This is a genomic window from Kineococcus xinjiangensis, from assembly GCF_002934625.1.
GTDB lineage: Bacteria > Actinomycetota > Actinomycetes > Actinomycetales > Kineococcaceae > Kineococcus_A > Kineococcus_A xinjiangensis.
On sequence record NZ_PTJD01000004.1, the window covers coordinates 278,738 to 301,793 of the forward strand.

At 74.5% G+C, this 23,056-nt stretch carries 26 protein-coding genes; 14 read left to right on the forward strand and 12 right to left on the reverse strand.

What is annotated here, in order from left to right; translation table 11 throughout:
* Window positions 1–72 precede the first annotated feature (72 nt).
* Complete coding sequence (locus CLV92_RS07710; RefSeq protein WP_104432214.1) at window positions 73–1,527, forward strand: S1C family serine protease; 1,455 nt, start codon at window positions 73–75, stop codon at window positions 1,525–1,527.
* A 92-nt stretch (window positions 1,528–1,619) separates the two neighbouring features.
* On the opposite strand, the gene CLV92_RS23210 is transcribed toward CLV92_RS07710, so the two are convergent.
* A complete protein-coding gene (locus tag CLV92_RS23210) occupies window positions 1,620–2,276 on the reverse strand; it encodes a DUF4031 domain-containing protein (protein WP_104432215.1) in 657 nt (218 codons plus the stop codon).
* A 161-nt stretch (window positions 2,277–2,437) separates the two neighbouring features.
* Here CLV92_RS23210 and CLV92_RS07720 point away from each other — a divergent pair, with 161 nt between their 5' ends.
* Window positions 2,438–2,728: a WXG100 family type VII secretion target gene (locus CLV92_RS07720; protein ID WP_104432216.1), complete on the forward strand. Its 291-nt coding sequence runs from the start codon at window positions 2,438–2,440 to the stop codon at window positions 2,726–2,728.
* A 375-nt stretch (window positions 2,729–3,103) separates the two neighbouring features.
* Here CLV92_RS07720 and CLV92_RS07725 read toward each other — a convergent pair whose 3' ends face one another.
* The 6 genes from CLV92_RS07725 to CLV92_RS07745 all read right to left on the reverse strand — a co-directional run bounded on the left by CLV92_RS07725 (window position 3,104) and on the right by CLV92_RS07745 (window position 7,265).
* A complete protein-coding gene (locus CLV92_RS07725) occupies window positions 3,104–3,586 on the reverse strand; it encodes a molybdenum cofactor biosynthesis protein MoaE (RefSeq protein WP_104432217.1) in 483 nt (160 codons plus the stop codon).
* A gap of 34 nt (window positions 3,587–3,620) precedes the next feature.
* On the reverse strand, window positions 3,621–4,259 hold the full coding sequence (locus CLV92_RS07730; protein WP_104432218.1) for a LysE family translocator: 639 nt from the start codon (window positions 4,257–4,259) through the stop codon (window positions 3,621–3,623).
* 156 nt (window positions 4,260–4,415) lie between these two features.
* Complete coding sequence (gene groL / locus CLV92_RS07735; protein WP_104432219.1) at window positions 4,416–6,044, reverse strand: chaperonin GroEL; 1,629 nt, start codon at window positions 6,042–6,044, stop codon at window positions 4,416–4,418.
* A gap of 284 nt (window positions 6,045–6,328) precedes the next feature.
* Window positions 6,329–6,532 (reverse strand): cold-shock protein, encoded by a 204-nt coding sequence (locus CLV92_RS07740; protein WP_104432220.1) that lies wholly within the window; start codon window positions 6,530–6,532, stop codon window positions 6,329–6,331.
* Window positions 6,533–6,747: 215 nt separating this feature from the next.
* Entirely contained in the window at window positions 6,748–6,897 is a 150-nt protein-coding gene (locus CLV92_RS21360; protein WP_158257167.1) for a hypothetical protein, read from the reverse strand.
* 26 nt (window positions 6,898–6,923) lie between these two features.
* Entirely contained in the window at window positions 6,924–7,265 is a 342-nt protein-coding gene (locus tag CLV92_RS07745; RefSeq protein ID WP_104432221.1) for a DUF3263 domain-containing protein, read from the reverse strand.
* 217 nt (window positions 7,266–7,482) lie between these two features.
* Here CLV92_RS07745 and CLV92_RS07750 point away from each other — a divergent pair, with 217 nt between their 5' ends.
* On the forward strand, window positions 7,483–8,154 hold the full coding sequence (locus tag CLV92_RS07750) for a uracil-DNA glycosylase (protein ID WP_425433564.1): 672 nt from the start codon (window positions 7,483–7,485) through the stop codon (window positions 8,152–8,154).
* Between the two features lie 69 nt (window positions 8,155–8,223).
* On the opposite strand, the gene CLV92_RS07755 is transcribed toward CLV92_RS07750, so the two are convergent.
* The gene (locus CLV92_RS07755; protein ID WP_104432223.1) at window positions 8,224–8,397 is read right to left on the reverse strand and encodes a CsbD family protein; all 174 of its coding nucleotides are present in this window, start codon (window positions 8,395–8,397) and stop codon (window positions 8,224–8,226) included.
* 110 nt (window positions 8,398–8,507) lie between these two features.
* Between CLV92_RS07755 and CLV92_RS07760 the strand changes: the two genes are divergently transcribed.
* A complete protein-coding gene (locus tag CLV92_RS07760; protein WP_104432224.1) occupies window positions 8,508–9,614 on the forward strand; it encodes an aldose epimerase family protein in 1,107 nt (368 codons plus the stop codon).
* Window positions 9,615–9,666: 52 nt separating this feature from the next.
* Here the strand turns inward: CLV92_RS07760 and CLV92_RS07765 are convergent, their stop codons facing one another.
* Complete coding sequence (locus CLV92_RS07765; RefSeq protein WP_104432225.1) at window positions 9,667–10,638, reverse strand: asparaginase; 972 nt, start codon at window positions 10,636–10,638, stop codon at window positions 9,667–9,669.
* Window positions 10,639–10,757: 119 nt separating this feature from the next.
* On the opposite strand from CLV92_RS07765, the gene CLV92_RS07770 reads away from it, so the two are divergent.
* Window positions 10,758–10,946: a DUF1737 domain-containing protein gene (locus CLV92_RS07770; protein ID WP_104432226.1), complete on the forward strand. Its 189-nt coding sequence runs from the start codon at window positions 10,758–10,760 to the stop codon at window positions 10,944–10,946.
* A gap of 15 nt (window positions 10,947–10,961) precedes the next feature.
* On the opposite strand, the gene CLV92_RS07775 is transcribed toward CLV92_RS07770, so the two are convergent.
* A complete protein-coding gene (locus tag CLV92_RS07775) occupies window positions 10,962–11,543 on the reverse strand; it encodes a helix-turn-helix domain-containing protein (RefSeq protein WP_104432227.1) in 582 nt (193 codons plus the stop codon).
* A 187-nt stretch (window positions 11,544–11,730) separates the two neighbouring features.
* Between CLV92_RS07775 and CLV92_RS07780 the strand changes: the two genes are divergently transcribed.
* Window positions 11,731–12,777, forward strand: coding sequence for an EamA family transporter (locus CLV92_RS07780; protein ID WP_211290958.1), 1,047 nt, complete (start codon window positions 11,731–11,733; stop codon window positions 12,775–12,777).
* A 22-nt stretch (window positions 12,778–12,799) separates the two neighbouring features.
* Here CLV92_RS07780 and CLV92_RS07785 read toward each other — a convergent pair whose 3' ends face one another.
* Window positions 12,800–13,762, reverse strand: coding sequence for a quinone oxidoreductase family protein (locus tag CLV92_RS07785; protein ID WP_104432228.1), 963 nt, complete (start codon window positions 13,760–13,762; stop codon window positions 12,800–12,802).
* A gap of 88 nt (window positions 13,763–13,850) precedes the next feature.
* Window positions 13,851–14,867, reverse strand: coding sequence for a LacI family DNA-binding transcriptional regulator (locus CLV92_RS07790; RefSeq protein WP_104432229.1), 1,017 nt, complete (start codon window positions 14,865–14,867; stop codon window positions 13,851–13,853).
* A 140-nt stretch (window positions 14,868–15,007) separates the two neighbouring features.
* On the opposite strand from CLV92_RS07790, the gene CLV92_RS07795 reads away from it, so the two are divergent.
* From CLV92_RS07795 to CLV92_RS07830, 8 genes are all read left to right on the forward strand, one after another.
* Window positions 15,008–16,315 carry an extracellular solute-binding protein gene (locus CLV92_RS07795; RefSeq protein WP_104432230.1) on the forward strand — a complete coding sequence of 436 codons (1,308 nt, stop codon included), beginning with the start codon at window positions 15,008–15,010 and terminating at the stop codon, window positions 16,313–16,315.
* Window positions 16,316–16,329: 14 nt separating this feature from the next.
* The gene (locus CLV92_RS07800) at window positions 16,330–17,295 is read left to right on the forward strand and encodes a carbohydrate ABC transporter permease (protein ID WP_104432231.1); all 966 of its coding nucleotides are present in this window, start codon (window positions 16,330–16,332) and stop codon (window positions 17,293–17,295) included.
* Complete coding sequence (locus CLV92_RS07805; RefSeq protein WP_158257168.1) at window positions 17,292–18,197, forward strand: carbohydrate ABC transporter permease; 906 nt, start codon at window positions 17,292–17,294, stop codon at window positions 18,195–18,197. Before CLV92_RS07800 ends, CLV92_RS07805 begins: the two co-directional genes overlap by 4 nt.
* A 103-nt stretch (window positions 18,198–18,300) precedes the next feature.
* A complete protein-coding gene (gene arfA, locus CLV92_RS07810) occupies window positions 18,301–19,824 on the forward strand; it encodes an arabinosylfuranosidase ArfA (protein WP_104432232.1) in 1,524 nt (507 codons plus the stop codon).
* A gap of 31 nt (window positions 19,825–19,855) precedes the next feature.
* Window positions 19,856–20,800, forward strand: coding sequence for a glycoside hydrolase family protein (locus tag CLV92_RS07815; protein WP_104432233.1), 945 nt, complete (start codon window positions 19,856–19,858; stop codon window positions 20,798–20,800).
* Between the two features lie 108 nt (window positions 20,801–20,908).
* On the forward strand, window positions 20,909–21,385 hold the full coding sequence (locus CLV92_RS07820) for an SRPBCC family protein (protein ID WP_104432234.1): 477 nt from the start codon (window positions 20,909–20,911) through the stop codon (window positions 21,383–21,385).
* Window positions 21,386–21,426: 41 nt separating this feature from the next.
* The gene (locus CLV92_RS07825; protein ID WP_104432235.1) at window positions 21,427–21,777 is read left to right on the forward strand and encodes a YciI family protein; all 351 of its coding nucleotides are present in this window, start codon (window positions 21,427–21,429) and stop codon (window positions 21,775–21,777) included.
* A gap of 5 nt (window positions 21,778–21,782) precedes the next feature.
* Complete coding sequence (locus tag CLV92_RS07830; protein ID WP_211290959.1) at window positions 21,783–23,048, forward strand: RNA polymerase sigma factor; 1,266 nt, start codon at window positions 21,783–21,785, stop codon at window positions 23,046–23,048.
* The last annotated feature ends 8 nt before the right edge of the window (window positions 23,049–23,056 follow it).

Consider the following 23,056-nt stretch of genomic DNA (forward strand, 5'->3'; position numbering starts at 1 on the left):
GGGCTTCGTTCCAGGCGGGGAACCGTTGATGGACGTACCGACGCACGCCGCACCGACCCCGAGGTGAGCACCATGACCAGCCCCGCCGACCGCGAGCCGCAGCAGCCCTCGACCCCCTGGGGCAACCCCACGCCCACCGGCCCGCACGGCTACGGGCAGCAGGCGCACGGATCGCGCTACGGCACCCCCGAGGTCGGCTTCACCGGACCGCGCCAGCACGCACCGGCCGACCCGTACGCCCGGGTCCAGGGCGACCCCTACTCCCCCGGCTACGCCCAGGGCGACCCCTACGCCAACGGCTACAGCGACCAGTACGGCGGGTACGGCGACCCGTACGCGAACCGGACGCAGCCGCTGCAGGCGTTCGCCCCGCCGCCGGCCCCGCGCCGCGAGCGCCGCCGTCCCGGCTGGCTGGCCCTCACCGCGGGGATGCTGGGCAGCGCGGTCGCCGCGAGCGCCCTCACCGGTGCCCTCGTCGCCGGTGGCGACCAGGGCCTCGCCGAGCTCAGCGCCCGTCCTGACTCGGGCGCCGCAGCGCCGGTGGAGCCGGGGACGGGAGTCACGGCCCCCGACTGGCGCAAGGTCGTCTCCTCGGTGGCCCAGAGCGTCGTGGCCGTGGCCGTCAGCGCCGAGGGCGGTGCCGGTGAGGGCTCCGGTGTCGTCTGGGACGACCGCGGGCGCATCATCACCAACCACCACGTCATCTCCGGCGGCGGCAGCGGCGCGCGGATCACCGTCACGCTCGACGACGGCCGCCAGTTCGCGGCGAGCATCGTCGGCACCGACCCCGGCACCGACCTCGCCATCATCGAGATCGACAACCCGCCCGAGGGGCTCAAGCCGGCCGTCTTCGCCGACTCCGACCAGGTCTCGCCGGGTCAGCCGGTGATGGCGCTGGGGAACCCGCTGGGCCTGTCGCAGACCGCGACGACGGGCATCATCAGCGCCGTCGACCGTCCGGTCACCACCCGGCAGGAGCCCAGCGACTCCCTCGGGGCGGGCGGGGAGAGCGCAGTCACCAACGCCATCCAGACCGACGCGGCGGTGAACCCGGGCAACAGCGGCGGTGCGCTGCTGGACTCCAGCGGCCGGGTGATCGGCATCAACTCCTCGATCGCCTCCCTCGGGAGCGCCAGCGGCGGGACGTCGGGCAGCATCGGCCTGGGCTTCGCCATCCCGTCCAACCAGGCCAAGCTCATCGGTGACCAGCTCGCCGAGAAGGGCACCGCGCAGCACGCGCGCCTCGGTGTCGGGCTGGCCCCGCGGGACGCGAGCGTGGAGGTGGACGGGGCCCGCCGCTCCGCCGCCCAGGTCGCCCAGGTGGAGCCGGGAACCGCGGCCGCCGAGGGGGGTCTGCGCGACGGTGACGCGATCATCGCCGTCGACGGTGAGGAGGTCACCGGTGGTGAGGACCTCATCGCCACGATCCGGGAGCGGGCCGTGGGGCAGGTCGTCACGGTGACCGTCGTGCGCGACGGCGCGCGCGAGGACCTGGAGGTCACCCTGGGGGCGCGCCCGCAGGAGTGACCTCAGCCCGCGCAGTCGCACGGTGCCCCCGGGAAGCTCCCGGGGGCACCGTGCGCGTTCGGGCATCATGTGCGCTCGGGCACTGTGTGCGCTCAGGGGCCGGTTCCGCCGGCGGGCGGCAGGATCCCCGCGGCCACCAGCAGCGGCGACCACCAGCGCGGGGGCAGGTCCCCGAACGGGGTCCAGGCGGCGCCGGCCGCGGGGGCGAGGTCCACCCGGAGCAGTCCGTCGTGGACCAGGACGCGGCGGCCCCCCTGCAGCCGCCAGGTCCGGCGGAATCCGAGGACCTCGCCGTGCGCGTCCTCGTGCGGGTCCCCCGGCGCGGCGACGGGCAGGTCGGCGCCGCTGGGGGTGGGCACGGTCCGCAGCCGCCGTCCCGGGGCGTCGAGCTGCACCAGGTGCCGGCTGCCGTGCGGGTGGGGCAGCCGCGCGGAGAGGACGACGTCGATCCGCAGGTCCCCGGCGTCCCGGCTGCTCACGACCTTCTCGCCGCGTCGCTTGGGTCGCCGCAGCCCGGCCGCCCGCAGGCGGGTGAGCAGCTCGCGGGTGCTGACGGCGCGGGCGCCGGCCGCCACGGCGCGGGCGTGCAGGTCGGCGGGGACGTCGTAGTGGTCGCCCTCGAAGGCCCGGCGCGGCACGCCGAGGCGCGCCGCGAACGCGTGCAGTTCCGCGTAGGAGTCGTCGCTGGCCAGGTGGGACCACTGCCGGCCGTGGGCGTGCCAGGCGGGCGGGTCGATGAGCAGCGTCATCGAGGTGTGCACAACCCCGGTGCCGCAGCGGCCTCGGGCCGGTGCTGTGGACGGCGGCACCGCACGGGGGCGCCCTCCCTACGGTCGCGGGCAGCGAGGGCGACCGTCGTCCTCGCTCGCCGCGGAGGGAACCCGCGGCTTCCCGAGCGGAGGAGCTTGCCATGAGCCGGTTCGAGGTCGACAGCGCACGGGTGGGTCAGGCCAGCGCCGCGGTGCAGACGTCGGTGGGGGCGATCACGGCGGAGGTGGACCGGATGATGCGCAACCTGCTGGACCTGCAGTCGAGCTGGAAGGGGCAGGCCGCCAACGGCTTCCAGGGCGTCGCCGCGGAGTGGCGCGGGACCCAGGAGCGGGTGCGGCAGTCGCTTGAGGAGATCCAGCGGGCGCTCGCCTCGGCGGGTCAGCAGTACGCCGACGTGGAGGCGGCCAACGCGCGGATGTTCGCCCGCTGACAGCGGGTGCTGGTGCGCACGACCCCGCCGTGCGCACCAGCACCCGCGTCAGTGCTGCGCACGTGCGGTGTCAGGCAGCGCGCGGGGTGGGTACGTCGAGCGCGCGCCGCGAGACGGACCACTGCATGCTCAGGCGCCGGCGCCCGTCGGGGCCGACGGTCGGAACCCAGTGAGCGGTGGGCACGGGTCGCGGGGCACGGCGGACCGGCGTTGCGACCTGGACAGCGGGGGAAACCTTCGCGTTGTACATGATGCATCTCCTGTTCACCTTGCGTTCACCTTGAAGGTACCGGAGGACGGCAGCGCCCGCCAGCGCTGGAGATCACGATGTGCTAACCGCTCGCGCCGCCCCTCACGGGTGGCGGGCACCGGGCCTCAGGGGCAGGCGACCCACTCGCTGGTGCCGTCGGAGAAGTGCTGGTGCTTCCAGACGGGCAACCGGCGCTTCACCTCGTCGACGAGCAGCGCCGCAGCCTCGAACGCCTCACGACGGTGCGCCGCGGAGACGGCCACGGCGAGCGCGCAGTCCCCCACCGCCAGGTGCCCGACGCGGTGGCTGACGGCCACGGCGTCGACCCGGCAGCGCCGGGCCACGTCCTGCGCCACCTCCGCCAGCACGTCCCCCGCCGAGGGGTGGGCGACGTACTCCAGGCGCTCGACGGCGCGGCCGTGGTCGTGGTCGCGCACCACTCCCGCGAACGTCACCACGGCTCCCGCCACGACGTCCGCGACGGCCGCGGCGTGCTCGGAGACGTCCAGGGCCGAGTCCCCCACGTCCGCGCGCACGACCCGGCGGGCCGGCTCCGTCACGCGCGAGGCGTCGGGCTGCGGGCCGTCCTGCGCAGGCGGTGTGCTCACACGTCGACCCTAGCGACGCAGCGCCCGGGAGCCGTCAGTCCCCGACCGCCAGGCGCACCCCGAAGCCGGCGATGACGGTGCCGGCGACGCGGTCCAGGAACCGACGGGTCGCCGGGCGCTGCAGGACGCCGCGCATCCGCCGCGCGCAGAGGATGAGCACCGACGACCACGCCAGACCCAGCCCGATGTGGATGCAGGTCAGGAGCACCCCCCACGCCAGGTGGTTCGCGCCGGCGGGGATGAAGTGCGGCAGCACCGCGACGTAGAAGGCGCCCACCTTGGGGTTGAGCAGGTTGGTCAGCAGCCCTCGGCGCCAGCCGCCGCGGACGTCGTCCCCCGCGCCGGGCGTCACCCCGGGCACCGGTTCCGGTCCGGGCCGGCGACGGATCGTGCCCCAGACCATCCCGACGCCGATCCACACCAGGTAGCAGGCCCCCGCCCACCGCAGCACCTCGTACGCCACGGCGGAGGCGGTCAGCAGCGCCGCGAGGCCCGCAGAGGCCAGGACGCCCCACGCCAGGGTGCCGCTCTGGATGCCCATGACCACGCCCCAGGCCCGCCGGGGCGCACCGACCGCCGCCGTGCGCAGGATGAGGGCGGTGTCCATGCCCGGGGTGATGGTGAGCAGGCCGACCCCCAGGGTGAACGCCCACAGGCCGGTGTCCGCCGTCACGGGCGCGAGGCTAGCCGCAGCGGCCGGGAACCGGCGCCGCGGTCGATCGACCCCCGCGGGGACACGACGGGGTCACGGGGGCCGGCCCCGCAACGCCGCGAGGGCGGCCTCCCCGTGGGGAGACCGCCCTCGCAGTGGTGCTGGGTGCAGCGGGACTCAGAAGTCCATGCCGCCCATGCCGCCGTCGCCACCGGGAGCGGCCGGAGCGGCCTTCTCCGGCTTGTCGGCGATGACGGCCTCGGTGGTGAGGAAGAGCGCCGCGATGGAGGCGGCGTTCTGCAGCGCGGAGCGCGTCACCTTCACCGGGTCGTTGATGCCCTCGGCGAGCATGTCCACGTACTCGCCGGTCGCGGCGTTGAGGCCGTGACCGGTCGGCAGGTTGCGGACCTTCTCCGCCACGACGCCACCCTCGAGGCCGGCGTTGATGGCGATCTGCTTCAGCGGAGCCTCGACGGCGACCTTGACGATGTTCGCGCCGGTCGCCTCGTCGCCCACCAGGTCCAGCTTCTCGAACGCCAGCACGCCGGCCTGGATCAGGGCGACGCCACCGCCGGCGACGATGCCCTCCTCGACAGCGGCCTTCGCGTTGCGCACCGCGTCCTCGATGCGGTGCTTGCGCTCCTTGAGCTCGACCTCGGTCGCCGCGCCGGCCTTGATGACGGCCACGCCGCCGGCCAGCTTCGCGAGGCGCTCCTGGAGCTTCTCGCGGTCGTAGTCGGAGTCGCTGCGCTCGATCTCGGAACGGATCTGCGCCACGCGACCGGCGATCTGGTCGGCGTCACCCGCACCCTCGACGATGGTGGTCTCGTCCTTGGTGACGACGACCTTGCGGGCGCGGCCCAGCAGGTCGAGGCCCGCGGTGTCGAGCTTGAGGCCGACCTCCTCGGAGATGACCTGGCCACCGGTGAGGATGGCGATGTCACCGAGCATGGCCTTGCGGCGGTCGCCGAAGCCGGGGGCCTTGACGGCCACGGACCGGAAGGTGCCGCGGATCTTGTTGACCACCAGGGTCGCGAGGGCCTCGCCCTCGACGTCCTCGGCGATGATCGCCAGCGGCTTGCCCGACTGCATGACCTTCTCCAGCAGCGGGAGCAGGTCCTTGACGTTGGAGATCTTGGAGTTGATCACGAGGACGTAGGGGTCCTCGAGGACCGTCTCCATGCGCTCGGAGTCGGTGACGAAGTAGGGCGAGATGTAGCCCTTGTCGAAGCGCATGCCCTCGGTGAGCTCGAGCTCGAGGCCGAAGGTGTTGCTCTCCTCGACGGTGATGACACCTTCCTTGCCGACCTTGTCCATCGCCTCGGCGATGAGCTCGCCGATGGAGGCGTCACCGGCCGAGATGCCCGCGGTGGCAGCGATCTGCTCCTTGGTCTCGACCTCCTTGGCGGCGGCGAGGAGCTGCTCGGTCACGGCCTCGACGGCCTTCTCGATGCCCCGCTTGAGGGCCATCGGGTTGGCGCCGGCGGCGACGTTGCGCAGGCCCTCGCGCACGAGCGCCTGGGCGAGGACGGTGGCGGTGGTGGTGCCGTCGCCCGCGACGTCGTCCGTCTTCTTGGCGACCTCCTTGACGAGCTCGGCCCCGATCTTCTCGTACGGGTCCTCGAGCTCGATCTCCTTGGCGATGCTCACACCGTCGTTGGTGATCGTGGGGGCGCCCCACTTCTTCTCCAGGACGACGTTGCGACCGCGCGGGCCCAGCGTGACCTTGACAGCGTCAGCGAGCTGGTTCATGCCGCGCTCGAGACCGCGACGGGCCTCCTCGTCGAAGGCGATGATCTTGCTCATGCCTGGTGTTCCTCCCCGAAGACGGGTCTGGGTGGCCGGTCCGGTGCCCGCGACGGACGACCCGCGGCCGCGAGGTCACGTCCCTCGCCGCGACGGGCCTCACCGGCCGACCGGGAGCTCTCAGCTCCCGGGTCGAGGTGCTGCTCGTGCTGTCACTCTCGACTCGAGAGTGCCAACGGCCATGTTGGCACTCTCGCCTGCCGAGTGCAAACCCCCCTCGCGCGAACGGCGCCGCCCCCGTCGACGGGGGCGGCGCCGTTCGCGAGGCGCAGCGGCGGGAGTCCTCAGACCGCGCGGACCGCCTCGGCCTGCGGGCCCTTCTGCCCCTGGCCGACCTCGAACTGCACCCGCTGGCCCTCGTCGAGCGAGCGGTAGCCGTCCATCTCGATCGCGCTCCAGTGCACGAAGACGTCGGTCCCGCCGTCGTCCACGGTGATGAAGCCGAAGCCCTTCTCGGCGTTGAACCACTTCACGGTCCCCTGAGCCATTGCGTTCTCCATCTGGTGGTGCGGGCGGCACCGCCGGCTCACCGGCAGCGGGTCTGCTCCGTCCGCACGGGCGAACGGCGGCACCCGGCACGGGCCCCGCGAGGGGTCTGCACACCGGGTGGCGCGACCGGTTCCCGATTATGGAGAGGTCCCCTGGGCCACCACAAGGATGATCGCGACCGCCTTTTCGGCGGCGCCGTCGAAGAGGCGGGGCCTCAGCGCAGCAGCTGCAGCCCCGCGGCCAGCGCGTCCCCGGCGAGCACCACGACCGCTGCGGCGGCGCCGGCCAGCAGCGCGAGGAGGAGCAGGGCGATCCCCGCGACGGCGGCCGGACTGCGCCTCGTGCGGTGCGCCCCCCGGCGCACCGGGACGGGCCCGCCGCTGTAGCGGCTCAGGACTCCGGCCCGAGGCGGCGCGCGGAACGGGCCCGCTGGCGGGTCGAGCGCATCCGCCGCAGCCGCTTGACGAGCATGGGGTCGTGCGCGAGCGCCTCGGGGGTGTCGATCAGGGCGTTGAGCAGCTGGTAGTAGCGCGTCGGGGTGAGGTCGAACATCTCCCGCACGGCCTGGTCCTTGGCGCCGGCGTACTTCCACCACTGGCGCTCGAACTCGAGGATCCGGGCGTCGCGTGCGCTCAGGCCACCCGGGCCCGTCTGCACCGAGAGCGAGTCGCCGCGGCTGACCGTCAGCGCCTCGTCGTGCACGACCCGGGCCGTTCCGCTCCCGCCGTCCATCGCCGTTCCTCCCCGCGCGGCCGCACCGCCCGGCCCCCACGGCCGGGTCCGCGCCGACGTCCGCGCCCCTCTTCGGTCTCCACTGTAGGCACCGCGTGCGACACGTCCGGCCCTGCGCGCCGCGCGCCGCGCCGGGAGCGGGGTGCCCGGGTAGCGTCCGGCCGTGCCTCCCGCGCCGCCCCCGACCGCCGCAGCCGCCGACCCCGCGGGGCTCGGCATCGACGACCTCGACCCCGGCTGGGCGCGGGCGCTGCACGGGGTCCGCGCGGACCTGGAGCGCCTGTCCGCCGGGCTGGCCGCCGACGACGCCGCCGGGCGCTCCTGGCTGCCCCGGGCGGACCGGGTGCTGCGCGCCTTCCGCCGGCCCTTCGACGACGTGCGGGTCCTCCTCGTCGGCCAGGACCCCTACCCCACCCCCGGGCACGCCGTCGGCCTCGCCTTCTCCGTGGAGCCGGACGTGCGGCCGCTGCCGCGCAGCCTCGTCAACGTCTTCACGGAGCTGACGGCGGACACCGGGGCCCCGCCGCCCTCCACCGGGGACCTCGGCCCGTGGGCGGATCGCGGCGTCCTGCTGCTGAACAGGGTGCTCACCGTCGAGGAGGGGGCGGCGGGCTCCCACCGCCGGCGGGGCTGGGAGGCGGTCACCGACGCGGCCGTGCGCGCACTGGCCGCCCGCGGCACCCCGCTCGTGGCCGTGCTGTGGGGCAAGGACGCGCAGTCGGTGCGCCCCCTGCTGGACGGTGCGGAACCGTCCGCGGGGATCGTCGAGAGCGCCCACCCCAGCCCCCTGTCGGCCAGGCGCGGGTTCTTCGGCTCCCGGCCCTTCAGCCGGGTCGACGAGCTCCTCGCCGCCCGTGGTGCCGCACCGGTGGACTGGTCGCTGCCCTGAGCGCCGGCGGTCCGGGCCCGGGGACCCCGAGCGCCACCACCGCCGGGCCGCAACCCGGCGGGGCCGGCGTCAGTGCTTGAAGACGTCCTTGACGTGCTCCCCGGCCTGCTTGACGCTCGCGGACTGCTGGTCGGTGTGCCCCTCCGCCTCCAGCGACGGGTCACCCGTGGCGCGACCGGCCGCCTCCTTGGCCTTGCCCGCCGCCTTCTGCGCCGCGTTCTGGATCTTGTCGGTGCCGCTCATCGCGATCTCCTCACGGGATCCGGGTCCGGGCGCACCGCCCGGACCAGCCACGCTACGCGCCTCACCCCCCGCCCGCCCGGGCGGCGAGTGGCGTGCGTCACCATGCAGCCATGAGTTCGACTTCCGCACCGGCTGAGACCGCCGGCACCAGCTGTGAGACGTTCGGCCGGACGAGCAGCGGCGAGGACGTGCAGCGCTGGCTGCTGAGCACGCCCGCCGGCGCCGAGGCCGCGGTGCTCTCGCTGGGCGGCACGCTGCACTCCCTGCGGGTGCCGGGCGCCGGCGGGGACGTCGAGCTGGTGGCCGGGCTGCCGGACGTGGCGGCGATCGAGGCCAGCGGCAGCTTCTTCGGCGCGACCGTCGGCCGCTTCGCCAACCGGATCGCGAACGCCCGCTTCTCCCTCGGCGGCGTGGAGCACCACATCCCCTCCGGCGACGCGGAGCACGCGCTGCACGGCGGCGCCCAGGGCTTCGACCGCAAGGTCTGGACGGTGGAGCCGGTGCCCGGCGAGGCGGCGGTGCGGCTGCGGCTGACGAGCCCGGACGGCGACATGGGCTTCCCCGGCACGCTGGAGGTGGAGGTCGTCTACACCCTCTCCGACCTGCCCGGCGGCGGCGGCGAGCTGCGGATCGACTACCTGGCGACCACCGACGCCCCCACCCCGGTCAGCCTCACCAACCACGCCTACTACAACGTCGACGGCGTCGGCTCCGGCACGATCGAGCCCCACCTGCTGCGGCTGGCGGCCAGCCGGTACCTGCCCGTCGGGGAGGGGCTCATCCCGACCGGGGAGCTGCGCCCGGTCGCGGGGACGCCGTTCGACTTCACCGAGCCGCGCCGCATCGGCGAGCGCCTGCGCGAGGCGGACCCGCAGATCGTCGCCGCCCAGGGCTACGACCACTGCTGGGTCCTCGACGCCACGTTCGAGGCCGCCCCCGCGGAGCCGGCGCTCGTGGCGGAGGTGACGGGAACCAGCGGGCGGGTGCTGCAGGTGCTCACGGACCGCCCGGGGATGCAGTTCTACTCCGGCAACTTCCTCGACGGCTCCGACGCCGACGCCGAGGGCCACACGGTGCGCCAGTCCGACACCCTCTGCCTGGAGACGCAGGCTCTGCCGGACGCGGTGAACCAGCCGCACTTCGGGGACGTCGTGCTGCAGCCGGGGCAGGAGTGGCGCTCCACCACGGTCATGCGGGTCCTGCCGCCGCGCTCCTGACGCACCCGGGGCGCCGGTCCGGGGTGGCGCTGCCGCCCCGGACCGGCGCCGCTCACCCCTGCGGGAGCAGCTCCGGGACCGGCGCCAGCACGCCGAGCTGCCGCCCGCCGCCGAGGACGGGGCTGGAGGTCAGGTCCCGCGCGCCGCTCACGTCGGCGCCCAGCCGCGCCAGCGCCGCCACCGCGACCATGGTCGTGGCGCGGGAGCCGCCGTCGGACACCTTCACCGCGACGGCCTGCCCGGTGGCGGCGACGACGACGAGCACACCTTCGTAGCCGCCCTTGGCGAGCAGCCCCGGCACCCGCTGCATGAGGACGGTGTTGGGCTGGCCGGGGCCCGCGACGGCCTCGGGGTGGGCGCGCATCGCGTCCGCCACGGCCCTCGCCTCCCCGTCCGGGGCGAGCGCGACGGCGCGGATCGCCCGGGCCAGCCCGGCCACGGACGTCCCGAACAGCGGTGCACCGCAGCCGTCGACGGTGGCGGCCCGGACCGGCTCGCCGGTGAGGCGCTCGACCTCGGCGTGGACGGCGAGCTGCAGGGGGTGGTCCTGCTCCAGGTAGGTGGCGGTGGGCCAGCCGGAGGCGACGCAGGCGGCGAGCATGGCGGCGTGCTTCCCGGAGCAGTTGTGCCGGGCGCGGGTGCGGCCCTCACCGCCGGCGAGGGCGTGCGCGAAGGCCTCCTCGTCCATCGGCAGGTCGGCGGGGCACTGCAGGTCGTCCTCGGCGAGGCCGGCCCGGCTGAGCACCTCGCGCGTGGTCGCGGCGTGGGGGTCGGTGCCGGAGTGGCTGGCGGCGGCGAGGGCGAGGGCGTAGCCGGAGACGGGGGCGCCGGCGCGCAGGGCGACGAGGGCCTGGACGGGCTTGAGGGAGGAGCGGGGCAGGACGGTGGCGTCGGGGTCGCCGAGCGCGAGGGCCACCTCCCCTGCGGCGTCGAGCCCCACGAGGACACCTCGGTGGAGGCTCTCCCGGACGCCGTCGCGCACGAGGACGGCGAGTGCGGCGGTGGAGTCGGCGGCTTCGGGCACGGGTGCTCCTGGGGTGCGGGCGGGTCGGTGGTCGGGGCCACTGTGCCGGACGCCCGGAATCCGGGGGCGGGGGGCCGGGGTTTACGCTCGCGTCCCGAGCGAGCGGTGAGAGGAACCCGATGAGCGAGAGCGCGCCCCTGGCCTACCGGCTGCTGACCGGCCCCGACGACCGCTCCTTCTGCGAGCGGGTGAGCGAGGCGCTGGCCTCCGGCTACCGCCTGCACGGGGACCCCGCCATCACGTCGGTGGACGGCCGGGTCGTGGTGGCGCAGGCCGTGGTGCTGGTGGACGGCCCCGGGGACGCCTGACCCGCCGGCACGGCCTCAGCGGGGCGGGACGGTGACGCGGACGAAGCGGACCGTCTCGCCCCCGTCGTTGCGGTAGGCGTAGGCGCGGTCGCTGGTGAGGCGGGCGGCGGTTCCCGCGGGGAGGTCCTCGCGCGCGCCGTCCACCTCCAGCAGCAGGGTGCCCGCGAGGACGAGGAGGAGCTCCTCGGAGCCGGCGGGGTCGGGCTCCGAGGCGTAGGCGTCGCCGGGGGCGAGGTTCCACTCCCACAGCTCCGGCGCGGCGGTCCGCGAGCCCGCGACGTGCAGGAGCGCGGCGCTGCCGGCAGGGCTGGCCCACGCGGTCACGGGCCCGGGTGGGCGGTGCAGCGCGCTGGCCCCGCCGGCGGCGGCCCCGGCGAGGGTGGGGAAGTCGACGCCCAGGGCCCGGGCCAGCTTGTCGACGGTGACCATGCTGGGGTTGGCCTGCCCGAGCTCGACCTGCGTGAGCATGCGGCGGCTGACGCCGGCTCGGTCGGCGAGCTGCTGGACGGTGAGGTCGGCCGCGCGCCGCCGGTCGCGGACCTGCTGTCCCAGCTGGGCGAGGAAGGGCGCGGCTGCCCCGAGCTCTTCGGCCGACATCGCTACCTCCTGCGCAGTCCAGTGCCCATTCGGCGCAACGAGTGAGCACTGAAGTGCTCATGGGCGATATAGTGCTCAACGGTAAGCACAACGCTGCGCACGCCTCCGTCTCATCGTAGGAGTCCCGCAGCGGGCGCCCGGCCCTGGGACGGGACGGCGCCCCCGACGGCCCGAGGAGCACCACCCCATGCCCGCCCGCACCACCCCCCAGGCACGCGCCGGGGTCCCCGCGCCCGCACTCGCCCTCGCGGCGATGCTCTCCGTCCAGGTCGGCGTCGCCGCCTCGACCCCGCTCTTCGAGCAGCTCGGCGGCGCCGGCACGGCGTGGGTGCGGCTGTGCTGGGCAGCCCTCTTCCTCACGCTCGCCGTCCGGCTGCCCTGGTGGCGGCTGCCGCGCCGGGCCCTCGGTGGTGCGGCGCTGCTCGGGGTCGCCAGCGCCGCGATGACGCTCTGCTACTTCGAGGCGGTGGCGCGCATCCCGCTCGGCACCGCCAGCGCGCTGGAGTTCTGCGGTCCCCTCGCGGTGGCGCTCTTCGCCCGCGGGCGGGGCGGCGGCCTCCTCTGGCCGCTGCTGGCGACGGCCGGGGTGGTGCTCCTGACCCGGCCGTGGAGCGGCGCCCTGGATCCGGCCGGGGTGGCCTTCGCGCTCCTGGCGGCCGCCGCGTGCGCCGCCTACATCCTGCTGACCCAGCGGATGGGCACGGTCCTCAGCGGCCTGCAGACGCTGGCGGTCTCCTTCCCCGTCGCGGCCCTCACCGCCACCGCCGTCGCCGCACCGGCCACCGCCGCGGACCTGACCTGGCACGCCGTCTGGGTGGCGGCCGCCGCGGCCATGCTCGTCCCCGTCATCCCCTACGTGCTGGAGCTGGTGGCGCTGCGGAGGATGAGCGCCTCGGCGTTCGGGACCCTCACCAGCGCCGACCCCGCGCTCGCGGCCCTCGTGGGCCTCCTCCTGCTCGCGGAGGAGCCGTCCGCCTGGCAGGCCGCGGGCATCGCGCTGGTCGTCGCCGCGGGCGTCGGGTCGCAGTGGGGGCCGCGGCGCGGGCGCCCCGCACCGGCCCCCCGGGTGCTGACGGCGCCACCGGTCACCCGCGCGGACATCGCCCGGGCCGCCGCCGAGCGCGCAGCGCTGCCGGGGCCGGGGCTCCCGCGGTCGAGCGGAGCGCGGCCGGCCGGGGCGGTGCCGACGGCCGGGGCGGTGCCGACGGCCGGGGCGGTGCCGACAGCCGGGTGAGGCCCCGGCCCCGCCCGGCCGCTCACGGCTGCAGGAGCAGCTTCCCGGTGGTGCGCCTGCCCTGCAGGTCCTCGTGGGCGCGCCGCGCGTCCGCCAGGGGGTAGCGGTGGCCGACGCGCACGTCGAGGCGCCCGCTCGCCACCCACCCGAAGAGGTCCGCGGCGCGCGCCCGCAGCTCCGCGGGGTCGGAGGCGTAGTGCACCAGCGTGGGACGGGTGACGTACAGGGAGCCGGCCGGGTTGAGGCGCTGCAGGTCGAAGGGCGGCACCTGGCCGCTGGAGGCGCCGAAGAGGGCCATCAGCCCGCGCGGGCGCAGCGCCTGCAGGCCCGCGTCGAACGTGGCGCGCCCGACCCCGTCGTAGACGACGTCGACCCCGCGGCCGCCGGTGAGCTCGCGGGCACGGGCCGCGAAGTCGTCGTAGCCGGCGACCTCGTCGGCGCCCGCCGCCCGCGCCAGCTCGGCCTTCTCCGGCGTGGAGGTGGTGGCGAGGACGTGCCCCCCGTGCAGCTTGACGATCTGGGTGAGCAGCAGCCCCACTCCCCCGGCCCCGGCGTGGACGACGGCCCACTCGCCCTCGGCGACGGGGTGCGTGGAGGTGGCGAGGTAGTGGGCGGTCAGCCCCTGCAGCAGCAGCGCGGCGGCGGTGTCGGGCTCCACGCCCTCCGGCACGGGCACGAGTTCCGCGGCGGGGACGACGACCTGCTCGGCGTAGCTGCCCGGGGCGGCCTTCCACGCCACGAGGTCGCCCTCCGCGAAGCCCTCGACCCCCGCCCCGAGCGCGCGGACCCGGCCGGCGCCCTCCAGCCCGGGGCGGAACGGCAGCGGCTGCGGGTAGGTGCCGTCGCGGTGGTAGGTGTCGATGTAGTTGACGCCGGCCGCGGCCACGTCGACGAGGACCTCGCCGTCGCCGGGCGCGGGCTCCTCGACGTCGGCGCGGGTGAGGACCTCCGGTCCCCCGGTGCGTTCGATGATGATCGCCTTCATGGCCGCGGCAACCGCCGCACCGCGCCGCTTCTTCCGCGCCGGACCCGGCGACACGCCCGCGACGAGGAGGCAGCCCGCGGGCCGGCTGTCAGCCGCAGGTGCTCTCGCGCACCACGAGCCGGTGGGGCGCGATGGCTGTGCGGGGCGGGGAGTCGTCGCCCCCGATCCGCCGGATCAGCAGGTCCAGGGCGGTCTCGGCGATGAAGGCCCGGTCGATGGCGACGGTGGAGAGGGTGGGTGCGGCGTAGCTCGCCTCGGCGATGTCGTCGACACCGACGACCGCGACGTCGTCGGGCACCCGGCGCCCGTGCCGGCGCAGCGAGCGCAGCGCCCCCAGCGCCATGACGTCGTTGGGCGCGAAGACGGCGTCGACGTCCGGCGCCTGCTCCAGCAGGAGGTCGGTGGAGCGCTCCCCCTCCTCCCGTCCCCATCCGTCGGTGGGGCTGAGCAGGGCGGGGTCGGCGGGCACCCCGGCGTCGTCGAGGGCACGGCGGTACCCGGCGTGGCGGTCGGTGGCGACGAGGTGGGGCGAGCGCAGCTTGGTGCCGATCATGCCGATCCGTCGGCGTCCGCAGTCCAGGAGGTGGGCGGTGGCGAGCCGCCCGATCTCGACGCTGTCGTTGGAGACGCGGTCGATGCCGGTGTCGCGGCCGTGCTCGCCGACGAGGACGACCGGGGTGCGGTCGCGGCGCTGGGCCAGCTCCGCGTCGGGGAGGTTGAGGGGGCTGAAGACCAGGCCGTCGACGATGCGGACCGGGAAGCCGGCGGCCACCTCCCGCTCCCGCTCGGCCAGGCCGTCGGTCTGCTCCACGAGGACGGTGAGCCCGCGGGAGCGCGCGGCCGCGACGAGGTTGCAGGCGAGTTCCGCGAAGTAGGGCATGTCCATCTGCGGCACGGCGAGGGCGAGCATGCCGGTGCGGCCGTGGCGCAGCTGCCTGCCGATGGCCTGCGGCCGGTAGTCGAGGCGCTCGATCACGGCGAGGACCCGCTCGCGCATCTCCGGGCGCACGTGGGGGTGGTCGTTGACGACGTTGGAGACCGTCTTGATGGACACCCCGGCCGCCTCGGCGACGTCGCGCAGGGTGGTGGCACGCGGCGCTGGCATGCCCGGATCCTCCCACTCGCCGGGCCCCGCGCCGGGGAACTCACCGGCGCGGGCTCTTGACCATGGGCCGCCAGGACGGCATCCTCCCTCCAACGTTGTAATGCAACGTTGGAGACGCGTTGCAGACCTGGAGGTCGACGATGACCGCAACGACCCGGAGGGCGTTCCTGCGTGGAGCGGCCCTCGCCGGCGGGGCGAGCGCGGCGGGACTGTCCCTCAGCTCCTGCGCCACCCCCATCACCGCCGCAGGGAGCGAGAGCAACCTGCAGTACTGGAACTTCTTCGGCGGCGGCGACGGCGAGCGCATGATCGCTCTCGTCGACACGTTCCGCACCGAGCGCCCCGAGATCGACCTCACCGCCACGACCCTCGCGTGGGGGTCGCCGTACTACACGAAGCTGGCCATGGCGGCGGCTGGTGGCCGCCCGCCGGACATCGCCACGATCCACCTCTCCCGCCTCCCCACCTTCGCCGAGCACCTGCTCGACCCGTGGGACCTCGACAAGCTCGCCGAGCTCGGCATCCAGGAGGCCGACTTCCCCGCGCCCCTGTGGGAGATGGCCACCCGCGACGGCGAGCTCTTCGCGGTCCCGCTGGACGTGCACCCCCTCGTGACCTTCGCGAACACCGACATCTGCGCGGAGGCCGGGCTGCTGGACGCCGACGGCGGACTCAAGCCGATCACCAGTCCGGAGGAGCTCCTCGCCGCCGCCAAGGCGTGCGCCGAGGTGACCGGCGGGATCGGCATCGCCTACCCCGCGGCCGACGGGTTCGTGTCGTGGATGCTCTTCTGGACGCTGTACCGCCAGCTCGGCGGCACGTTCGACCTCCCGCCCGGCGGCAAGGTCGGCGTGGACGAGGAGAAGCTCCTCACGGTCTTCCGCTTCCTCCGCGAGTTCACCGACGGGGAGGCGGTCCCCACGACCCTCGACGCGGCCGGGTCCATCGCCCTGTTCGCCAGCGGCAAGGCGGGGCTCTGCTTCACCGGTGACTGGGAGGTCACCACCTACCTCAACTCCGAGATCCCCTTCACGATGGTCCCGTTCCCGCCCGTCTTCGGCGAGAACCGCGTCCGGGCCGACGGCCACGCCCTCGTGCTCCCGCAGCAGATCGAGGTCGACCAGGGCAGGGAGAACGCCTACCTGTTCGCGGCGTCCCTGCTGAAGAACAGCCTCGGCTGGGCCGCGGGCGGGCACATCCCCGCCTACGGCCCCGTGGCCGACAGCGACGAGTACCTCGCCATGCAGCCCCAGTCGAACATCCGCGAGGTCGCGGACACCGTCCAGTTCGACCCGATCGCCTACTTCTCCGGCACGGGCTCGAACCTCATGTGGGAGGCCGGGCGGATCCTGTTCTCGGTGCACTCCGGCACCGTCACCCCGGAACAGGCTGTCGACCAGCTGGTGTCCTGGATGCAGAAGCAGCTCGACACCCCCAGTCCGGTCTGAGAGGAGGATCGAGGATGGCTACCACCACGATCCAGACGACACCCCCGGCGCTGGTCCCCGGCCAGCCGCCGCGCGCACGCAAGGGCCGCAGCCTCGCGACGAACAGGGGCGGCTTCTGGTTCGTCCTGCCGTTCTTCGTCGTCTACGCGGTCTTCCTCCTGTGGCCGGTGGTCTACGGCCTCGGGATGAGCTTCTTCGACACCAGCCTCGCCCGGCCGGAGTCGGACTTCGTGGGCCTCGCCAACTACCGGGAGCTCCTCGGCGACCCGCTGGTGTGGCGGACCCTCGGGCACACGCTCCTCTTCACCGTCATGAGCACGATCCCCCTCGTGCTGGTGGCACTGCTCATGGCCCTGCTGGTGCAGACCGGCGTGCGCGGGCAGTGGCTGTGGCGCTTCTCGTTCTTCGCCCCCTTCCTCATGCCCGTCGCCACGGTCGTCCTGATCTGGCAGTGGCTCTTCCAGTACGACTTCGGCTTCATCAACGCCACCCTGGGGCAGCTCGGCCTGGAGCCCGTGGGCTGGCTGACCACCGAGGAGATGGCGATCGCCTCCGTGGTGATCCTCACCGTCTGGTGGACCGTCGGGTTCAACTTCCTGCTGTACCTGTCCGCGCTGCAGGCCATCCCCGAGAGCCTCTACGAAGCCGCCGCCCTCGACGGCGCCGGCGGCTGGCGGCGGCTGGTGTCCATCACCCTGCCGCTGCTGAGCCGGACGACCGGCCTCGTGATCGTCCTGCAGGTCCTCGCGTCGCTGAAGGTGTTCGACCAGATCTACATCCTCTTCGGCGGGGGCGGTGGCCCCGACGGCGCTGCGGCACCGCTGCTGCAGTACGTCTACGACACCGGTTTCGTCAGCTACCGCCTGGGCTACGCCTCGGCGATCTCGTACATGTTCTTCGCCCTCATCATCGTGTTCTCGCTCGGGCAGCTGTGGCTCAGCAACCGTCGCGGGACCAGCCAGAAGGGAGGGGCGGCGTGAGCACCATCGCACCCCAGGCGCCCGCACCGCGGGTCGCCCGCAAGGAGGCCACCGACCGGCGCTCCTCCGCCCAGCGCTCACCGCTGGGCGTCCGGGTCGGCGTGGTCACCGCCCTGGCCGTCGTCGCGCTGCTGTGGCTGGCCCCCCTGCTGTGGGCCCTGGACACGTCGCTGAAGCTGGAGTCGGAGACCACGGCGGTGCCGCCGCAGTGGATCCCCGAGAGCGGGTTCACCCTGGAGGCGTACCGCTCCGTCCTCGCCAGCGATGACCTGATCACCTGGTTCGTCAACTCCACGGTCATCTCCGTGGCCGTGACGCTGCTGACGGTCCTCGTCTCGGCGCTGGCCGCCTACGGCTTCTCCCGCTGCGAGTTCCGCGGCCGCGGGGTCCTGCTGGCCCTGACGGTGGCCGGCATCATGGTGCCCCCGCAGATCCTCATCGTGCCGCTGTACCGGCAGATGATCGCCATGGGTCTCGTGGACACCTACTGGGGCGTCATCCTCCCCCAGCTCGTCGCGCCGGCGATGGTGTTCATCCTGAAGAAGTTCTTCGACGGCATCCCCCGGGAGCTGGAGGAGGCCGCACGGGTCGACGGCGCGGGGTCCTTCCGGATCTTCTGGCAGATCGTGCTGCCGCTGTCGCGCTCCATCCTCGCGGCCGTCGCGATCTTCGTCTTCATCGGCGCGTGGAACAACTTCCTCTGGCCGTTCATCGTGACCTCCAACCCCGACCTGATGACGCTGCCGGTGGGCCTGGTGACGGTGCAGAGCACGTTCGGCGTCCGCTACGCGCAGGTGATGGCCGCGGCCATCCTGGCCGGGCTCCCGCTGATCATCGTGTTCATGCTGTTCCAGCGGCAGATCATCCGCGGAGTGGCGACCACCGGCCTCGGCGGCCAGTGACCCGCTCCTCCTGACCGGCCGGGGTTCCGCGAGGACCGTCCCGCGGAACCCCGGCCGCACTTACGGCGCCCAGCCGTTCGAGACACTCCCCGGAAGGACCCCCGTGCGCAACGCCCACCTGACCCTCGACCCGGCCTTCACCGTGGGCCCCGTCCCGCACCGGCTCTTCGGCTCGTTCGTGGAGCACATGGGCCGCTGCGTCTACACCGGCATCTACGAGCCGGGCCACGCCGCCGCCGACGACCGCGGCTTCCGCACCGACGTGCTGCAGATGGTCCGCGAGCTCGGCCCGACGGTGGTGCGCTACCCCGGTGGCAACTTCGTGTCCGGGTTCGACTGGGAGGACTCCGTCGGCCCCCGCGCGGAGCGGCCCCGGCGCATCGACCGGGCCTGGCGCTCGGTGGAGACCAACCAGTTCGGCCTCGCGGAGTTCGACGAGTGGGCGCGGGAGGTCGGCACCGAGACGATGATGGCGGTCAACCTCGGCACGCGCGGCCTGCAGGACGCCTGCAACCTGCTGGAGTACACCAACCACGCCGGCGGCACGAAGTACTCGGACCTGCGCATCGCCCACGGCACCAAGGACCCGCTGGACATCAAGCTGTGGTGCCTGGGCAACGAGATGGACGGCCCCTGGCAGGTCGGGCACAAGACCGCCCACGAGTACGCCCGCCTCGCCGCGGAGACCGGCCGGGCGATGCGCCTCATCGACCCCGACATCGAGCTCGTCGCCTGCGGCAGCTCCTCCCGGGCCATGCCGACGTTCGGCTCCTGGGAGTCCACGGTCCTCGAGGAGTGCTACGACGTCGTCGACTACGTCTCCTGCCACGCCTACTACGAGGAGTCCGAGGGCGACGTCGGCAGCTTCCTCGCCAGCGCGGTCGACATGGACGCCTTCATCGAGGAGGTCGTGGCGACGGCCGACGCGGTGCGGGCCCGCGGCAAGCACCGGAAGCGCATCAACATCTCCTTCGACGAGTGGAACGTCTGGTACATCTCCCGGCCGCACCACGACCCCAGCGCGAAGCCGTGGGACGTGGCGCCGCGCGTCATCGAGGACGAGTACTCCGTCACCGACGCCGTCGTCGTCGGCACCCTGCTGAACTCCCTGCTGCGCCACGGCGACCGCGTCACCATCGGCTGCCAGGCCCAGCTCGTCAACGTCATCGGCCTGCTGCGCAGCGAGCCGGACGGCCCGGCGTGGAAGCAGACCATCGCGCACCCCTTCGAGCAGGTCCGGCACCTGGCCAAGGGCGAGATCCTGCAGGTCCAGGCGTCCGGGGACCGCTACGAGTCGGCGAAGTACGGCGACGCGGAGATCGTGGACGCCGCCGCCACGCACGACCCCGAGACCGGCACCGTGACCCTGTTCCTGGCCAACCGCGACCTGGAGCAGCCGGCCCGGGTCGAGGTGGGCCTGCGGGGCTTCGGCGCCGAGCGCGTCGTCTCGGCCACCACCCTGCACGCCGGGGAGGACCAGGACCGGCACACCACGAACAACCAGGCGAACCCGACGGCGGTGCAGCCGCGCCCCCTCGCCGACGTGGAGCTGACCGGCGGCACCGCGACCGTCGTGCTGCCCCCGCTGTCGTGGAGCGTCGTGCAGTTCGCCGGCGCGCCCGCCTGAGCCGGGAAGCGCTGACGTAGGGTCCGGGGCCGTGACCGCTCCCCTGTTCCGCGACCCCGTGCACGACGGGGCGACCGACCCCGTGCTCGTGTGGAACCGGGGGACGTCCGAGTGGTGGCTGATCTACACCAGCCGCCGCGCGGGCGCCCCCGGTCCCGGGGTGGCGTGGGTGCACGGCAGCGACCTCGGCTACGCCACCTCGTCCGACGGCGTGGAGTTCACGTACCGGGGAACGCTGCAGGGCCTGGCGTTCGAGCCGGGGCACAACACGTACTGGGCGCCGGAGGTCTTCTGGCACGACGGGCGCTACCACATGTACGTCAGCTTCATCCGGGGCGTGCCGCGGACGTGGACGGGGCACGAGCGCACGATCCACCACTGCACGAGCGACGACCTGCTGAACTGGACGCACCACGGGGAGCTGCCCCTGTCGTCGCGGTACTGCATCGACGCCTGCGTCGCGGAGCTGCCCGGGGGCGGTTTCCGGCTCTGGTACAAGGACGAGGCCGCCGACTCCAGCACCTGGGCCGTGGACTCCGCCGACCTGGCCACCTGGCACTCGCCGCGGCAGGTGCTCTCCGGGCCGCCGCACGAGGGCCCGAACGTGTTCCGCTTCCGCGGCAGCTGGTGGATGCTCACCGACGAGTGGTGCGGGCAGGCGGTGCACCGCTCCGACGACCTGGAGGGCTGGGAGCGCAGCGGCCGGATCCTGGACGTGCCCGGCTCCCGCCCCGACGACGCCCGCTTCGGCCTGCACGCCGACGTGGTGGTGCAGGGGTCGGGGCAGGACGAGCGGGCCTTCGTCGTCTACTTCACCCACCCCGAGCGCGACGAGTCCGGCGGGCCGGGCACGTACGACGAGCGCAGCGCCCGGGAGCGGCGCAGCTCGGTCCAGATCGCGCCCCTGGACGTCGTGGACGGGGCGCTGGTCTGCGACCGGGACCGCGACGACGCGGTGCTCGCACCGGGGCCCTGAGTCCCCCGGAAAGATCTTGGGCCGGGGTGTCGAAAGACGCCTCGCCCGCGCGTCGGTGAGGTGAGCGGGCGGCGACGGGCCTCCCGCACCGAGCTGGAGGCGCCTCCCATGAGCACCACCACCCCCGCGCACGGCACCGCACCCCACGGCGCCGTCGAGCACCTGGACACCCCCACCGCCGTCGTCCGCCGCGTCGTCGTGGCCGCCCCGCCGGCGGAGGTCTTCGCCCTGCTGACCGACGCCTCCCGGCACGCGGAGCTGGACGGCTCCGGCACCGTGCAGGGCGTGGTGGAGGCCCCGGCCCGGCTGGCGGCGGGTTCGGTGTTCCGGATGCGGATGAAGGGCTACACGACGACCAACACGGTCGTGGAGTTCTCCCCGGGCGCGCTCATCGCCTGGCGCCACCGCGGCCGGCACGTGTGGCGCTGGCAGGTCCGCGCGGTCCCCGGCGGCAGCGAGGTCACCGAGACGTTCGACTACACCGCCAAGCGCGCCCACCGCCTCGTCCGCGCCCTCGGCGTCCCGCGTCGCGCCGGCACCGCGCTGGAGCTGACCCTCACCCGCCTGCAGCACCGCTTCGCCTGAAACCCCTCCCCTCCCCCACGCCCTCCGAGAGGCTGACCACCATGCGCTACCTCCTCACCTCCAACATCGACCACTCCGTCGTCGCGGCGATGGCGCCGGAGGACCGCGAGCTCACCATGCAGCGGTTCGTCACGTTCACGCAGGCCCTGGCCCAGTCCGGCGTCCTGCGCGGCGCGGAGCACCTGCACCCCGCCGACACCGCCACCACGGTGCGCAACCGCGACGGGCAGACGCTGCTCACCGACGGCCCGTTCGCCGACATCGCCGAGGTGTTCGGGGGCTTCTGGATCGTCGAGGCACCCGACCTGGACGCCGCCCTCGCCCACGCCCGGGAGTGCCCCGCCGCCGACTGCGGCTCGGTGGAGGTCCGCGGCCTCGTCGAGCTCGGCTGAGCGTCGTGACCCCGGTCGAGATCGCCCTGGAGCGCGCGCACCGCGAGGAGTGGCCGCTGCTGGTGGCGTCGCTGGCGCGCTGGTGCGGCGACCTCGACCGGGCCGAGGACGCTGCCGCCGACGCCGTCGCCGCCGCCTGGGAGTCCTGGCCGCGGGACGGCGTCCCCGAGCGGCCCGGGGCGTGGCTGCAGACCACGGCGCGGCGCAAGGTGCTGGACCGCCTCCGCCGCGACCGGACGGCCACCGGGAAGCTCGCCGCGCTGGCGGGGGAACTGCGCGACGAGCCCGGCGCCGACAGCGTCAGCGACCCCGACGACCCGTTCGGGGCGGTGCGCTGGTGCGACGCCGCCGCAGAGGACCTGCTGCGGCTGGTCTTCACCTGCTGCCACCCGGCCCTTGCCCCGTCCGCCTCCGTGGCCCTGGCGCTGCGGCTGCTGTGCGGGCTGTCCGCGGCCGAGAGCGCCCGGCTGCTGCAGACACCGGAGGCGACGGTGGCGCAGCGCATCGTCCGCGCCAAGCGGAAGATCCGCGACGCGGGCATCGCGCTGGAGGTGCCCGCCCGGGCGGCGTGGCCGGACCGCCTGGACAGCGTGCTCGCCGTCGTGGGGCTCCTCTTCACCGAGGGACACGCGGCCACGGAGGGCGAGGACCTGCTGCGCTCACCGCTGTGCGACGAGGCGCTGCGGCTGTCCGCCCTGCTGCTGCGCCTGCTGCCCGACGAGCCGGAGGTGCTCGGCCTGGCGGCGCTGCTGCTGCTGAGCGACGCCCGGCGCGACGCCCGGCTGCGCGACGGCGAACTCGTCGTGCTCGCCGAGTCCGACCGGGCCCTGTGGCGCTGGGACGACGTGGGCCGCGGCCTGGACCTGGCCGGGCAGGCGCTGCGGCGCGCCGGGAGCAGGCCGGGGCGCTGGGTCCTGCAGGCGGCGATCGCGGCCCTGCAGGTGCAGCCGGCACCGGACGGACGGGCCGTGGTGGCCCTCTACGACCGCCTCGCGGCCCTGGCGCCCTCACCGGCCGTGCTGGCGAACAGGGCCGCGGCGATCGCCCGCGCCGACGGTCCGGCCGCGGGGCTGGAGGCGGCCCGCGATCTCCCGACCGCCGCCGGGGACCACCGGCTGCTGGTGCTGCGGGCGGAACTCACCGCGCAGCTGGGGCAGCGGGCGGCGGCCGCGGACCTCATGCGGCAGGCGGTCGCCGTGGCCCGCAACGCGGTCGAGCGCCGTCACCTGCAGCGGCGGCTGGAGGCGTGGGAGTCCGCGGGGGCCTCCTGACGGCTCAC

What these genes read in the sequence shown, in the direction of transcription:
- CLV92_RS07710 (WP_104432214.1), top strand. Translation starts at nt 73, where the DNA reads ATGACCAGCCCCGCCGACCGCGAGCCGCAGCAGCCCTCGACCCCCTGG.
- CLV92_RS07770 (WP_104432226.1), top strand. Translation starts at nt 10,758, where the DNA reads ATGAGCGAGAGCGCGCCCCTGGCCTACCGGCTGCTGACCGGCCCCGAC.
- CLV92_RS07745 (WP_104432221.1), bottom strand. Translation starts at nt 7,265, where the DNA reads ATGGACGGCGGGAGCGGAACGGCCCGGGTCGTGCACGACGAGGCGCTG.
- CLV92_RS07740 (WP_104432220.1), bottom strand. Translation starts at nt 6,532, where the DNA reads ATGGCTCAGGGGACCGTGAAGTGGTTCAACGCCGAGAAGGGCTTCGGC.
- CLV92_RS07790 (WP_104432229.1), bottom strand. Translation starts at nt 14,867, where the DNA reads ATGCCAGCGCCGCGTGCCACCACCCTGCGCGACGTCGCCGAGGCGGCC.
- CLV92_RS07820 (WP_104432234.1), top strand. Translation starts at nt 20,909, where the DNA reads ATGAGCACCACCACCCCCGCGCACGGCACCGCACCCCACGGCGCCGTC.
- CLV92_RS07795 (WP_104432230.1), top strand. Translation starts at nt 15,008, where the DNA reads ATGACCGCAACGACCCGGAGGGCGTTCCTGCGTGGAGCGGCCCTCGCC.
- CLV92_RS07775 (WP_104432227.1), bottom strand. Translation starts at nt 11,543, where the DNA reads ATGTCGGCCGAAGAGCTCGGGGCAGCCGCGCCCTTCCTCGCCCAGCTG.
- CLV92_RS07720 (WP_104432216.1), top strand. Translation starts at nt 2,438, where the DNA reads ATGAGCCGGTTCGAGGTCGACAGCGCACGGGTGGGTCAGGCCAGCGCC.
- CLV92_RS23210 (WP_104432215.1), bottom strand. Translation starts at nt 2,276, where the DNA reads ATGACGCTGCTCATCGACCCGCCCGCCTGGCACGCCCACGGCCGGCAG.
- CLV92_RS07825 (WP_104432235.1), top strand. Translation starts at nt 21,427, where the DNA reads ATGCGCTACCTCCTCACCTCCAACATCGACCACTCCGTCGTCGCGGCG.
- CLV92_RS07755 (WP_104432223.1), bottom strand. Translation starts at nt 8,397, where the DNA reads ATGAGCGGCACCGACAAGATCCAGAACGCGGCGCAGAAGGCGGCGGGC.
- CLV92_RS07785 (WP_104432228.1), bottom strand. Translation starts at nt 13,762, where the DNA reads ATGAAGGCGATCATCATCGAACGCACCGGGGGACCGGAGGTCCTCACC.
- groL (WP_104432219.1), bottom strand. Translation starts at nt 6,044, where the DNA reads ATGAGCAAGATCATCGCCTTCGACGAGGAGGCCCGTCGCGGTCTCGAG.
- CLV92_RS07780 (WP_211290958.1), top strand. Translation starts at nt 11,731, where the DNA reads ATGCCCGCCCGCACCACCCCCCAGGCACGCGCCGGGGTCCCCGCGCCC.
- CLV92_RS07760 (WP_104432224.1), top strand. Translation starts at nt 8,508, where the DNA reads ATGAGTTCGACTTCCGCACCGGCTGAGACCGCCGGCACCAGCTGTGAG.
- CLV92_RS07800 (WP_104432231.1), top strand. Translation starts at nt 16,330, where the DNA reads ATGGCTACCACCACGATCCAGACGACACCCCCGGCGCTGGTCCCCGGC.